Source organism: Roseovarius sp. Pro17 (assembly GCF_035599575.1).
GTDB lineage: Bacteria > Pseudomonadota > Alphaproteobacteria > Rhodobacterales > Rhodobacteraceae > Roseovarius.
Genome location: NZ_CP141179.1, coordinates 2,770,761 through 2,783,299 on the forward strand (window position 1 = coordinate 2,770,761; position 12,539 = coordinate 2,783,299).

Annotated in this window: 12 protein-coding genes and 1 tRNA gene; 11 read left to right on the forward strand and 2 right to left on the reverse strand. The window is 61.0% G+C overall.

Features of this window, described 5'->3' with window-relative positions; all coding sequences use genetic code 11:
- Positions 1–112: 112 nt before the first annotated feature.
- The gene (locus tag U3654_RS13500) at positions 113–400 is read left to right on the forward strand and encodes a hypothetical protein (protein WP_324752063.1); all 288 of its coding nucleotides are present in this window, start codon (positions 113–115) and stop codon (positions 398–400) included.
- A complete protein-coding gene (locus U3654_RS13505; protein ID WP_324752064.1) occupies positions 397–1,404 on the forward strand; it encodes a tyrosine-type recombinase/integrase in 1,008 nt (335 codons plus the stop codon). Before U3654_RS13500 ends, U3654_RS13505 begins: the two co-directional genes overlap by 4 nt.
- Positions 1,405–1,511: 107 nt before the next feature.
- On the opposite strand, the gene U3654_RS13510 is transcribed toward U3654_RS13505, so the two are convergent.
- Together U3654_RS13510 and U3654_RS13515 are read right to left on the reverse strand one after the other, a co-directional pair.
- Positions 1,512–1,595, reverse strand: a tRNA-Leu gene (locus U3654_RS13510).
- 235 nt (positions 1,596–1,830) lie between these two features.
- On the reverse strand, positions 1,831–2,703 hold the full coding sequence (locus U3654_RS13515) for an NAD(P)H-hydrate dehydratase (protein ID WP_416384516.1): 873 nt from the start codon (positions 2,701–2,703) through the stop codon (positions 1,831–1,833).
- 238 nt (positions 2,704–2,941) lie between these two features.
- Between U3654_RS13515 and U3654_RS13520 the strand changes: the two genes are divergently transcribed.
- The 9 genes from U3654_RS13520 to U3654_RS13560 all read left to right on the forward strand — a co-directional run bounded on the left by U3654_RS13520 (position 2,942) and on the right by U3654_RS13560 (position 12,455).
- Entirely contained in the window at positions 2,942–3,280 is a 339-nt protein-coding gene (locus U3654_RS13520) for a P-II family nitrogen regulator (RefSeq protein WP_324752065.1), read from the forward strand.
- A 27-nt stretch (positions 3,281–3,307) separates the two neighbouring features.
- Positions 3,308–4,711: a type I glutamate--ammonia ligase gene (glnA, locus tag U3654_RS13525; RefSeq protein WP_324752066.1), complete on the forward strand. Its 1,404-nt coding sequence runs from the start codon at positions 3,308–3,310 to the stop codon at positions 4,709–4,711.
- A gap of 142 nt (positions 4,712–4,853) precedes the next feature.
- Complete coding sequence (locus U3654_RS13530) at positions 4,854–5,663, forward strand: lytic murein transglycosylase (protein WP_324752067.1); 810 nt, start codon at positions 4,854–4,856, stop codon at positions 5,661–5,663.
- 249 nt (positions 5,664–5,912) lie between these two features.
- A complete protein-coding gene (locus U3654_RS13535; protein ID WP_324752068.1) occupies positions 5,913–6,623 on the forward strand; it encodes a hypothetical protein in 711 nt (236 codons plus the stop codon).
- Positions 6,624–6,720: 97 nt separating this feature from the next.
- Positions 6,721–8,061, forward strand: coding sequence for a dimethylsulfonioproprionate lyase DddP (gene dddP / locus U3654_RS13540; RefSeq protein ID WP_324752070.1), 1,341 nt, complete (start codon positions 6,721–6,723; stop codon positions 8,059–8,061).
- A 92-nt stretch (positions 8,062–8,153) separates the two neighbouring features.
- Positions 8,154–9,365 (forward strand): bifunctional alpha/beta hydrolase/OsmC family protein, encoded by a 1,212-nt coding sequence (locus tag U3654_RS13545; protein WP_324752071.1) that lies wholly within the window; start codon positions 8,154–8,156, stop codon positions 9,363–9,365.
- Between the two features lie 178 nt (positions 9,366–9,543).
- Positions 9,544–10,854, forward strand: coding sequence for an adenylosuccinate lyase (purB, locus tag U3654_RS13550; RefSeq protein WP_324752072.1), 1,311 nt, complete (start codon positions 9,544–9,546; stop codon positions 10,852–10,854).
- Between the two features lie 82 nt (positions 10,855–10,936).
- Positions 10,937–11,092 (forward strand): hypothetical protein, encoded by a 156-nt coding sequence (locus U3654_RS13555; RefSeq protein ID WP_324752073.1) that lies wholly within the window; start codon positions 10,937–10,939, stop codon positions 11,090–11,092.
- Positions 11,093–11,375: 283 nt separating this feature from the next.
- Positions 11,376–12,455, forward strand: a complete 1,080-nt coding sequence (locus U3654_RS13560) for a flagellar motor switch protein FliG (RefSeq protein ID WP_324752074.1) — start codon at positions 11,376–11,378, stop codon at positions 12,453–12,455.
- Positions 12,456–12,539: the final 84 nt, after the last annotated feature.

Sequence of the window (12,539 nt, forward strand, 5' to 3'; positions counted from 1 at the left end):
ATCCGTCGGACTGTCCTGAGCGATGTCGAGGCGCGCCCGCGCGACTGGGGTCAGCCTCGCAGAACCGCAGCCTCCTTGCGTAGCCCACCCCAAGCATCGCCAAGAACGGTTTATGTGGATAACTTTCAAGAACGTTTGGGGCTTTCTCCTGAACCGGATATCTTTGCCCGTGAAGATATTGAAATTGTTCATGGTCATGCCCTGTAAACCCACCTTGATCCTTGCCGACGAAAAGACCGCCGCTGCGCTTTTTTGTATGCAGCGTGCGGAGTTCCGAAAGCTCGTCGATGCTGGCGCGCTGCCCCAGCCAATTGACTTGCACGGCTTTGCGCGCTGGCGCTATTCTGAACTTGAAGCGGTGGCGACCGGCACGGCGATAGAAGAGGAATTTGAACCATGAGAAAGCCCGACCTGCCCTACTTGGAGTTCAAGTCGGTTAAGGGCCGTCAATACGTTTATTTTCGCCGCGGCAAGACTCGCTTCCGCCTGCCGGACAACCCGGACAGCGAGGAGTTTTCCAGACAATACTGGACGATGCGCTCCGGTCGAAAGACCCGCACCGTGAAGACAACCTGGAACGCACTCATCATCGAACTCTACAAAAGCCCCGAGTTTACGACTAAAGCGAAGGGCACTCGAGAGAATTATCGCCGTCATTGCGAGGCAATCCGCGAGAAGAATGGCGACAAGGATGTTCAGAAATTCCGGCGCCGGGATGCTATCGCCGTGCGAGACGCGCTGGTCGATACTTGGTCGAAGGCAAATGAGAGGCTTGCGGTTCTATCGATCCTTTGTCGAAAGGCCGTAGATCTTGAATGGATCGAACGGAATCCAATCACCGACATCCCGAAATTGAAAGGCGGCGAGTACCAAGCTTGGCCGGATGATAAGCTCGATGCATTCGAGCGTCATTGCGAAGCGCAAGGACTCACGATGGCCAGAACGGTTTACGAGCTGTGCGTCGGGACCGGTCAGCGCTTGGGTGACTGCATGAAGATGACTTGGGACGATTTCGACGGCAAGTATATGGCTGTCTGTCAGGAAAAGACTGGCGTCAAGATTTGGGTCTACTGCCCGACGCGGCTTCAAACCTATCTCGGGGCGCTTCCCCGTGCCGGGCGTAACATCATCGCACGAAACCTGACACAGCCCATCGGCAAACGAGCGGCCCAGAAGGCCGTAGAGGACGTCAGACTAGCCTTGGACCTCATGCACGGCGCAAACCGGCTGGTCCCGCATGGGTGGCGCTACACCGCAGCGAGGCTCCTTGCTGAAGCCGGCTGCAGCGACTCCGAAATTCAGGCCGTAACCGGTCACAAGACGCTCACCATGGTTCAAAAATATCGCGCCCAAGCCAATCAAAGGTCGGCATCGAAGCGGGCACAGCAGCGCCGCGACCGGTGAGAACGGAACAAGATCAGAACAAGAATGTGCGAAACCGAGTGCGAAACTTTCGCTCACCCATGCAGGGTATGATCAGATCACAGCCAAAAAACCCAATGTTTTCAATATGGTGCGGGTGAAGGGACTCGAACCCCCACGCCAAAGGCGCCAGAACCTAAATCTGGTGCGTCTACCAGTTCCGCCACACCCGCACGCCGCCGCGCAGCCCTTTGGGCCCGCAGCGCCAGCCCGTCCTAGCGCAGCGCGCGGCCCGATGCGAGAGGGAAATTAGCGACGCCTGCGGGGGGATTTGCGAAAGATGGACGTTTTTTGCCGAATTTTCCGGATATCGTCAGCAAAATAAACGAGCAGATAAGAAATTAGCAATACGCCATGACGCCGAAATCGACCAGATGAACGCCGCCTAGCAAGGGCAAAGGCAGCCGATCACACACCCAAACCCGCGAATACCTGCGGCAAAACCTCGGGCAGATCCTCGGCGATCAGGCCGGGACCAAAGCGGCGTGCGGCCTCGACGTGTAGCCATACGGCTGTTTCCGCCGCATGCATCGGTGGATGCCCGCGCGCCATCAGCCCGACGACGAAGCCTGCCAGCACGTCGCCCGCCCCTGCGGTGGCGAGCCAAGGCGCGGCGCGACCTGCACTTGCCTCGGAAATGCTGCACCGGCCATCCGGCGCAGCGATGAGCGTATCGGCACCTTTGAGTAACACAGTGCAGCCCGCCCGTACCGCCGCAGCGCGAACGACCGTTGTGCGGACCTGCCTGCTTTGGGGCGTTTGGCCAAGTCTTTCGGCAAGGTCAGGAAACAGGCGCGCGAATTCGCCGGCATGCGGCGTCAGCACGCAGCGATCGTGCAACAGGCCCATCAACGCCTCGTCCAACGCCAGCGCCGTCAGCGCGTCCGCGTCCAAAACCGTCGCCCGCGAAGGCGCTGTCAAAGCGGCCTTGATCAGCCCGGCAGCGCGCGCAACGCCCATCCCAGGCCCGAGGCAGAGTGCGGTAATGCGATCATCCTCCAGCACGGCACCCAGCGCATCCGCATCCTCGATCCGTGCCAGCATGACAGCGGTGCTGTGCATCGCCACCTCCAGCTGCGCGGCGGGCGGCACGCCCAGCGTGACCAGCCCCGCTCCGATTCTGAGCGCCGCGCGCGTCGCCAGTCGCGCCGCGCCTGTCGCGCCCGGCCCGCCCGACAGCACCAGCGCATGGCCGTGGTTATATTTATGCGCGCGGCCCTCTTTGCGCAGGGTTTGAATGCGGGCGGCGCCCATCGTGATATGGCGGGCGGAACGGTCCATGGCGGCCTCCGATAGATGATCTAGCGTAGCCAAAGTGCCCGGACGCCCCGCCGCGAGCAAGCTGTCATGGCTTGGCCAGGCCTTGCATCTGCCTAAAAATTGAGCACTGCGCCCAGTTTCCGGGCAACCGCGCAAACAAATCCGCTCTTGACGGGACAAGCCCGCACCGCGGTATTGAGCATCGCGCCCGCGCGTGATCTGGCTTGCGCAAAGACAGTCACACCAAGGAGCCTCGGCAATGAAAAAGATCGAAGCGATCATCAAACCATTCAAACTGGACGAGGTCAAAGAGGCGCTGCAGGACGCCGGAATTCAGGGCCTCAGCGTGATTGAGGTCAAGGGATTTGGCCGCCAGAAGGGCCATACCGAGCTATATCGCGGCGCCGAATATGTCGTCGACTTCCTGCCCAAGGTGAAGATCGAAGTGGTGCTGGACGACGATCAGGTCGACGGCGCCATCGAGGCAATTGTCGAAGCCGCCAAAACCGACAAGATCGGCGACGGCAAGATCTTTGTCAGCTCCGTAGAACAGGCCATCCGCATCCGCACCGGCGAAACCGGCTCGGACGCGCTGTAAAGTTATCCAACGAGAAGGAATACCGAAATGAGCGCATCCCTGCTCAAGACGATCAAGGACGAGGGCGTTGAGTATGTCGACGTCCGCTTTACCGATCCGCGCGGCACGCTTCAGCATGTGACCATAGTATCCGATCTGGTCGATGAGGATTTCATCGAGGAAGGGTTCATGTTCGACGGATCAAGCATCGCAGGCTGGAAATCCATCGAAGCCTCGGACATGAAGCTGATGCTGGACGAAAGCACCGCCTATATCGACCCGTTCTATGCCGAAAAGACGATCTGCGTGCATTGCACAGTCGTCGAGCCGGACACGGGCGAACCCTATGACCGCGACCCGCGCGGCACCGCCGAAAAGGCCGAGGCCTATCTGAAATCTTCGGGTATCGGCGATACCGCCTATATGGGACCGGAGGCCGAATTTTTCCTGTTCGACGACGTGCGCTTTTCCAATACTGTCAACAAGGTGTCTTACGAAGTCGACGCACAGGACGGTTCGTGGAACTCGGACACGCAGTACGAGATGGGCAACATGGGCCACCGGCCCGGCCTGAAGGGTGGCTATTTCCCGGTAAACCCGACCGATGACGCGCATGACATTCGCAGCGAAATGCTGTCGACGATGAAGCGTCTGGGCATGAAGGTCGACAAGCATCACCACGAGGTTGGCAGCTGCCAGCATGAGCTGGGCCTGATATTCGGCACGCTGACCAAGCAAGCCGATGAAATCCAGAAATACAAATACGTCATCCACAACGTCGCGCAGGCCTATGGCAAGTCGGCGACCTTCATGCCCAAGCCGATTTACGGCGACAACGGCAGCGGCATGCACGTCAATATGTCGATCTGGAAGGACGGCAAGCCGCTGTTTGCAGGCGATAAATACGCCGACCTCAGCCAGGAGGCGCTGTGGTTCATCGGCGGCATCCTGAAACATGCCAAGTCGCTGAACGCGTTCACCAACCCCACGACCAACAGCTACAAGCGGCTGGTTCCGGGCTTCGAGGCCCCCGTTCTGCGGGCCTATTCCGCGCGCAACCGGTCGGGCTGCGTCCGTATCCCGTGGACTGAATCGCCCAAGGCCAAGCGGGTCGAGGCGCGCTTTCCTGATCCGGCGGCGAACCCCTATCTGTGCTTTGCCGCACTGCTGATGGCGGGTCTGGACGGGATCAAGAACAAGACCGATCCCGGCGAGGCGATGGACAAGAACCTCTATGATCTGCCCGCCGAAGAGCTGGAGGGCATCCCCACCGTCTGCGGTTCGCTGCGCGAAGCGATGCAGGAATTGCAATCCGACCACGACTATCTGCTGGCTGGCGATGTGTTCACCAAAAGCCAGATCGACGGGTATATCAACCTCAAGATGGAAGAGGTCATGAAATACGATCAGACACCGCATCCGGTAGAGTTCGGAATGTACTACAGCTGCTGATCAAGGCCTGTCACGATGCTGTAGCACGATGATTTGGAAGGGCGCTCACTGGGAGCGCCCTTTTTCATGCGCAAGGCCGACTAGGCACGGGCACACGCACCCGCTAGGCTAATTTCAACCTTTAGCCAACTCGGGGATATTCATGCGCCTCATCGCACTCTCGCTATTCGCTACCCTCATCGCCGCACCTGCAGCGAGCCAATGTATCAATTCCAAGGGCGCATTTAATCAATACAAGCAATCGCTTACGCAGACCGCCGCCTCGCAAGGCGTGGCCCAACGGGGACTTCAGGCACTAGCGCAGGCAGGTCTGTCGGACATCACGTGGCGCTTCGAATCACAGCCCTCCAGCCAGACGGGCACGCTTCAGGGCGATCCGGCGCAGTTTCTGGCCAAGCGGTCCGGCTCATCTGCGGACAACTTCATTGCGCAGGTGCGCAACCGCATCGCGCGCAACCCGAATACTTTTTCGTCAATCGAGCAGCGGTTTGGCGTGCCCGCCAGCATTCTGGCCACGATCTGGGGCCTAGAGACAAGTTGGGGCGGTTATATGGGCCGCACGCCGATCGTTAGCGGCGCCGTGACGCTGTCGTCCTATTGCCGCCGCTATCCGCGCTTTGTGCCGCACGCGATCGCGGCGCTGCAACTGGTGGATCGCGGAATCATCAACGCGGGTACCCAAGGCGGGCCTTCGGGCGAGCTGGGTCATATGCAGTTCCTAGCGGGCAACTGGCTGCAATACGGAGTGGATGCCGATGGCAACGGCCGCGCCGATCCCTATAGCGCAGCCGATGCGCTGGCCACGGCCGCCAACATGCTGCGCGCGAATGGGTGGCGCGCAGGGCAGCCATTCGGCGAGGGCACCGGCAATTTCCGCGCTCTTTCGGCATGGAACGATTCCGGCAACTACCAACGCGCCATCGCCTATTCGGCTGAACGGGCAGGACGCTGATACACGCGCCTCGTTACTCGCCTTAAACGGGAAACCCACATAGTAGACACAATTTAATCTAAATATCCCCTAGATTGTAGGGCCAACTGATTCCGTGGACAATCGTCAGGATCGGAATAGATTATGCACCCGCAATATGCTGGAACTGCTGCGGCTTTCGAATTTGCCAGTCGCCCTCCCATAAGTTTCGAGATGCTCGTCGGGGAGTGCGACAGGAAACTGTCCCGCGCCGGCGGCGGGCAGAGCCAGTTGACACGGGATGGCGACGATATCGCGATCTTTGATCGTGGGCCACTCCGCGTTGCCCTAGGCTGGGTCGCGCCTGGCCTGCGCAAGAAGAACTGGTATCTGATCATGGTCGTCGGCCCATCGCCCATGCCCAAGGGGCCTGTCCCGGATGATGCGGCCATGAGCGCGATGGCAAACAGGGTTCTCAATCATGCCGAGGCCCGGTTCCCGACGGACAGCGTGTTCCGCTGCGACGTGGATCGCCAGATTGATTCCGATCTGATCGACTTCATGACCGAGGCCGTGCTGAGCACGGACGCGCCCAGCGCTCCGGATTCCGGAGATCACCCCGTGAACTACGGCGAAGATCCGTTGAAGAGGCGCGTCAGCTGGTCGCCCCATATCCTGCTGGCCCATCAGGACGCCGAGGTGGCGTTTGCGCGGCCCAACTGCAGAAAGAGAGCGATACGGGTGCAATCGGGCCGTCTCGTTGCGGCGGGCCTCAACGCGCCGCCTTGTCCAGCGGTCGCGCAGGAGAGCGATGACGAGCGTAACCGTCTGGCCCAGCTACGCCAGATATTGACCGAGATCGATCCGGAGCAGGCCATCAGCCTGCCCATGCACCTGGCGCTTTATACCTTCAGCCTGTCGATGATGCTGCAAGTGCCCCCAGTCGGTGCCGCACTCCTTGTCTATAATCTTCTACGTGAGGATGCCCTGACATTCATCTGATTATCGCGCGTATGCGGCGGTAGGGCGTCGGATTTGGATGCGACACAGCCCTTTCCCCGGGGATACGCTGGCCTTGCACCCTGCCGGAGCCAGCGACATGAATCACCATTACCGCGACACCCGCAAGATCGACCCCACTCGTGGCGATAGGCTCGGCGATAATACCCCCAACAATGCAGACCGGGTCGAAATCGGGCCGACACAGCTGGCCTACAGCGAATGGGCAGCGGCGGGGCTGGAACTGCCTGATCTGCAAGCCATGCGCCGCTTCCGCTGGGAGCGGCTGACGCGATTCATCAATGACCGAGGGCTGGCGGGGTTACTGGTGTTTGATCCGCTGAACATCCGCTATGCGACCGACAGCACCAACATGCAGCTTTGGAACACGCATAACCCGTTTCGGGCCGTGCTGCTTTGTGCTGACGGCTATATGGTGATCTGGGATTACAAGAACTCGCCCTTCCTCAGTGAATTCAATCCGCTGGTGCGCGAACAGCGCAGCGGCGCGGACCTGTTTTATTTCGACAGGGGCGACAAGGTGGACGTCGCCGCAGATGTATTTTCCAACGAGGTGCGCCTGCTTCTGGCCGAACACGCACCCGGCAACAGCCGCCTCGCGGTGGACAAGATCATGCTGCACGGTCTGCGCGCGCTTGAGGCGCAGGGGCTGGACATCATCCCCGGCGAGGAGCTGACCGAAAAATGCCGCGCCGTCAAAGGCCCGGATGAAATCAAGGCAATGCGCTGTGCCAGCCACGCCTGCGAGGTCGCAGTTAAGGCGATGGAGGATGCCGCACGCGCCGGCGTGCCGCGCGGCGATATGTCCGAGGATGATATCTGGGCCGTTCTGCACGCCCAGAACATCCGTCGCGGTGGTGAGTGGATCGAAACGCGGCTGCTGACCTCCGGACCACGCACGAACCCGTGGTTTCAGGAATGCGGCGGGCGGATCGTCCAGAACAATGAGATTGTCGCCTTCGACACCGACCTGATCGGCAGCTATGGCATCTGCGTCGATATCAGCCGCACGTGGTGGATTGGCGATGCCAAACCGCGCCTCGACATGGTCTATGCCATGCAGCACGGGATCGAGCACATCCGCGCCAATATGGAGTTGCTGCGCCCCGGTATCACCGTGCCCGAAATCAGCGAACGCGCGCATCGGCTGGACGCTGAATACATGAACGGCAAATATGGCTGCCTCATGCACGGGGTCGGCCTATGCGATGAATGGCCGCTGGTCGCTTATCCCGATCAGGCGGTGCCGGGCGCGTTCGACTACCCGCTAGAGCCGGGCATGACCCTGTGCGTCGAGGCGCTGATCAGCCCCGAAGGCGGCGATTTTTCGATCAAGCTGGAGGATCAGGTACTGATCACCGAGGACGGATATGAAAACCTGACGCGCTATCCGTTCGATCCTGCGCTGATGGGCGACTGAGACTCTCACCTTGCCGTGACCCCGCAGACGAAAGGGATGCATCCTGCGCCGGTGATGCCTATTCTGGCTGAATAGCCTGAAAGGACGCGCACATGCCAACCGAACGCCTGACATTCACCGGACATGATGGTGCCGAATTGGCGGCGCGACTGGACCTGCCTGAGGGGCCGCATCTGGCCACCGCGCTGTTCGCGCATTGCTTTACCTGTTCCAAAGATACCCCCGCCGCCCGCCGCATCGCCGCCCGGTTGGCGGGGGCGGGAATCGCCGTGCTGCGCTTTGATTTTACCGGGCTGGGCCATTCCGAGGGTGAGTTCGAGAACACGACATTCACCAGCAATGTCGAGGATCTGGAACTGGCTGCGCAGGCGCTGGACGCGCGCGGCATGGCACCCGGACTGCTCATCGGTCACTCGCTAGGCGGTGCGGCGGTGCTGCGCGTCGCGCGGCGGCTAACGTCGGTGCGCGCGGTGGTGACCATCGGCGCGCCGTTCGATCCCGGGCATGTGACGCACAACTTTGCCGGGGCGCTGGATAAAATCGCCGAAGGCGGTGCAGCCGAGGTGACCCTTGGCGGCCGCCCCATCCGAATTGGGCACGCCTTTGTCGAGGACGTCAGCGCCGCCGCACTCGCCCCCGATATCGCCAGTCTGGGCCGCGCCCTGCTGATACTGCACGCACCGCGCGACGAAATCGTCGGCATCGACAACGCCGCCGCCATTTTCAGCGCCGCCAAACATCCCAAAAGCTTTGTCACGCTGGACGACGCCGACCATCTGATCACCCGCCCCGGCCGTGCCGAATATGCCGCCGAGGTCATCGCTGCTTGGGCCGCGCAATATCTGGACCTAAAGCCGCCCGCACCGCCCCCCGGTGCGCCCGAAGGCATCGTGCGTGTCAGCGAGGCCGACCCAGACGGATTCCTGCAAGACATCAACTCTGGCCCGCGCCACCATGCAGTCGCGGATGAACCGCTGGCCTATGGCGGCACGGATCGCGGCATGTCGCCCTATGGCTTCCTTTCTGCGGGTCTGGGGGCCTGCACGTCGATGACGATCCGTATGTACGCCCGGCGCAAGGAATGGCCACTGGCCCATGTGCATGTCGATGTCTGCCATGACAAGGTTCATGCGCAGGACGCCAGCGGCGTCACCCCGGAAAAGGTCGACCGCTTTATCCGTACCGTGTATCTGGAGGGCGATCTGGACAAGGACCAGCGCGCGCGCCTGCTGGAAATCGCCGACCGCTGCCCGGTGCATCGCACGCTGGAAGCCACCTCGCAGATCGTCACGCACGCCGGGTAAGGGTGCGCCTGCGCATTTAGGTCCTTGTCCAGATCGCTCTTGTTGTTTCGACTGATAAAACAATCAGGCCGAATTGCAATGATAGCCACCAGACCAGCGCAACCGGCCCGCGCGCCTTGGCATCGGGCCGCACGCGGGCTAAACCCCGCGCAACCGCCATCAACCCGAGGCTATTCGCATGATTCCCCGTTATTCCCGCCCCGAAATGGTCGCCATCTGGTCGCCTCAGACGAAATTCCGCATCTGGTACGAAATTGAGGCCCATGCCTGCGACGCCATGGCCGATCTGGGCGTGATCCCCCGCGAGAATGCCGAGGCCGTATGGAAGGCCAAAGATGTTGAATTCGACGTCGCCCGGATCGACGAAATCGAGGCCGTGACGAAGCATGACGTCATCGCCTTTCTCACCCATCTGGCCGAGCATGTGGGCAGCGACGAGGCGCGCTTCGTGCACCAGGGCATGACATCCTCGGACGTTCTTGACACGTGTTTCAACGTGCAGCTGGTGCGCGCCAGCGACATCCTGATCGACGACATGAAGGCATTGCTGGCCGCCCTGAAACGCCGCGCGTTCGAGCATAAGGATACGATCCGCATCGGCCGCAGCCACGGCATCCACGCCGAGCCAACGACCATGGGCCTAACCTTCGCGCGCTTTTATGCCGAAATGGACCGGAACCTGAACCGCCTAGAAAAGGCCCGGTTCGAGATCGCTACCGGCGCGATTTCCGGCGCTGTCGGCACCTTCGCCAATATCGACCCGGCGGTCGAGGAACATGTCTGCAAGCAGTTGGGCCTCACCCCCGAGCCGATCAGCACACAGGTCATCCCACGCGACCGTCATGCGGCTTTCTTTGCCGCGCTTGGCGTCGTCGCCAGCAGCATCGAAAATATCTCGATCGAGATTCGCCACATGCAGCGCACCGAGGTTCTGGAGGCCGAGGAGTTCTTTAGCGCGGGCCAAAAAGGCAGCAGCGCGATGCCGCACAAGCGTAACCCGGTTCTGTCAGAAAATCTGACCGGCCTCGCCCGCCTTGTGCGCATGGCGGTGGTCCCGGCGATGGAAAACGTGGCCCTCTGGCACGAGCGCGACATCTCGCACTCGTCGGTCGAGCGCAATATTGGCCCGGATACGACCATCACGCTCGATTTCGCGCTGGCGCGCCTGACAGGGCTAGTGGACAAGCTGGTGATTTATCCGGACAACATGCTGGCCAACATGAATAAATTCCGCGGTCTGGTGATGTCGCAGCGCGTCCTTCTGGCCCTGACGCAGGCCGGTGTCAGCCGCGAGGATTCCTACAAGCTGGTCCAGCGCAATGCGATGAAGGTCTGGGAAGAAGGCAAGGATTTCAAAACCGAACTGCTGGCCGATCAGGACGTGCTAAAGGCGCTGCCTGCCGAGCAGATCGAAGAGAAATTCGACCTTGGCTACCATACCAAGCATGTCGACACGATCTTTGCCCGTGTCTTTGGCGACCAAACCTGAAAACGGGGCCTGCAAAAACGTGATTAGGTGGCGCGGCGTATCGGGGTTATCCTAGCGTCACCCAATCACAGGAGGCTTGCACATGAAGACCCTGACCATCGCACTTGTCCTGACGCTGGCGCCGACATTGTCGCTGGCGGCGGGCTGCAATCACGGCAAGAGCGCCCAGATCATGTCCTGCGCGGACGGCACCGCCTATGATGCGGATGCAAAGGCCTGCTTGCCGATCAGCAGCTGACGGCCCAGCGATGCATGCGGCTCGCCATTCTGGCGGGCCGTATTGCGTTTTAAGGCGCAACCGAGCGGAGAGGTCATATTTGAACCGCCCATCTGGCAGCGATGCTCGATCGATACGGGGGGGCCATACAGGCCAAACCTCCTGCTACTGACAGCCGTTCGGTCAAAATAGCGATACTGTTCGCGCTTTATGTTCGCGATACGTTCGCATTTTAGACGTTTCTTCACTCTTCGCAGCCTACGCTCTCTTGTGACGCCCCGCCATGGGATGCAAGAGGACTGAAATGAACCAACCTACACCGCTTGCCCGTATCGCGCCGCCCGCGCCACAGCCGGGCCATGCGCCTACCGCCGCGCGCCTGAACCGTCGGCAAAAGGCGGCGATCATCGTTCGGTTTTTACTCAACGAGGGGGCAGATGTGCCATTGTCGGACCTGCCCGACGTCTTGCAAGGGACGCTGACGGCGCAAATGGGTTCGATGCGCTATGTCGACCGCACGACGCTGATCTCGGTCGTGACCGAGTTCGCAGCCGAACTTGAGGCGATGGGGCTGACATTTCCACATGGCATGGCCGGGGCACTGAGCGCACTTGACGGACGCATCAGCCCTCAGACCGCCGCACGACTGCGCAAGGAGGCAGGCGTGCGCCAGTTCGGTGATCCGTGGGAGCAGGTGCGCGCTGCCGATATAGCCGACCTCGTGCCCATCATTCAGGCTGAAAGCACCGAGGTGGCGGCCGTCATGCTGTCCAAGCTGGACGTCGCCCGCGCCGCCGATCTGCTCAGTCGCCTGCCCGGCGACACCGCCCGGCGCGTGACCTTTGCTGTATCCCAAACTGATGCCGTCACACCCGGCGCGGTCGATCGGATCGGTCTATCGCTGGCCGCGCAGCTGAATGACATGCCCCCGACCGCCTTCGACGATGGTCCGGCAAACCGGGTTGGCGCGATCCTCAATTCTACTTCGTCGGCCCTGCGCGACGACGTGCTGACCGGCCTAGACGCCGAGGATCAGGCATTTGCCGAGCAGGTGCGCCGGGCGATATTCACCTTCGCAAACATCCCTGGGCGGGTCGGCCCGATGGATGTGCCGAAAATCGTGCGCGAGGTTGACCAATCGGTTCTTGTCATCGCCCTCGGTGCCGCATCAGCAAACGATCTGGGAGAAGTGGCGGAGTTCATTCTGGAAAACATGTCGCGCCGCCTGGCCGACGCGGTGCGCGAAGAGATCGAAGAGCGGGGCCGCATCAAGCCAAAAGAAGGCGAAGAGGCGATGATGCAGGTCGTTAACGGCATCCGTCGCTTGCAAGCCTCGGGTGAGATCACGCTGATCCAACCGGAAGAGGCAGAGAACGACGACTGATATTGAGCCCGGCACCGGCCGCCTCGCGCCTTGTGGTCACGGCGGACGCGCTTTATGTCTGCTGAATCCGGGTAACGCGGCGAG

What these genes read in the sequence shown, in the direction of transcription:
- U3654_RS13520 (WP_324752065.1), top strand. Translation starts at nt 2,942, where the DNA reads ATGAAAAAGATCGAAGCGATCATCAAACCATTCAAACTGGACGAGGTC.
- U3654_RS13500 (WP_324752063.1), top strand. Translation starts at nt 113, where the DNA reads ATGTGGATAACTTTCAAGAACGTTTGGGGCTTTCTCCTGAACCGGATA.
- purB (WP_324752072.1), top strand. Translation starts at nt 9,544, where the DNA reads ATGATTCCCCGTTATTCCCGCCCCGAAATGGTCGCCATCTGGTCGCCT.
- U3654_RS13515 (WP_416384516.1), bottom strand. Translation starts at nt 2,703, where the DNA reads ATGGACCGTTCCGCCCGCCATATCACGATGGGCGCCGCCCGCATTCAA.
- U3654_RS13545 (WP_324752071.1), top strand. Translation starts at nt 8,154, where the DNA reads ATGCCAACCGAACGCCTGACATTCACCGGACATGATGGTGCCGAATTG.
- U3654_RS13530 (WP_324752067.1), top strand. Translation starts at nt 4,854, where the DNA reads ATGCGCCTCATCGCACTCTCGCTATTCGCTACCCTCATCGCCGCACCT.
- U3654_RS13560 (WP_324752074.1), top strand. Translation starts at nt 11,376, where the DNA reads ATGAACCAACCTACACCGCTTGCCCGTATCGCGCCGCCCGCGCCACAG.
- glnA (WP_324752066.1), top strand. Translation starts at nt 3,308, where the DNA reads ATGAGCGCATCCCTGCTCAAGACGATCAAGGACGAGGGCGTTGAGTAT.
- U3654_RS13505 (WP_324752064.1), top strand. Translation starts at nt 397, where the DNA reads ATGAGAAAGCCCGACCTGCCCTACTTGGAGTTCAAGTCGGTTAAGGGC.
- U3654_RS13555 (WP_324752073.1), top strand. Translation starts at nt 10,937, where the DNA reads ATGAAGACCCTGACCATCGCACTTGTCCTGACGCTGGCGCCGACATTG.
- dddP (WP_324752070.1), top strand. Translation starts at nt 6,721, where the DNA reads ATGAATCACCATTACCGCGACACCCGCAAGATCGACCCCACTCGTGGC.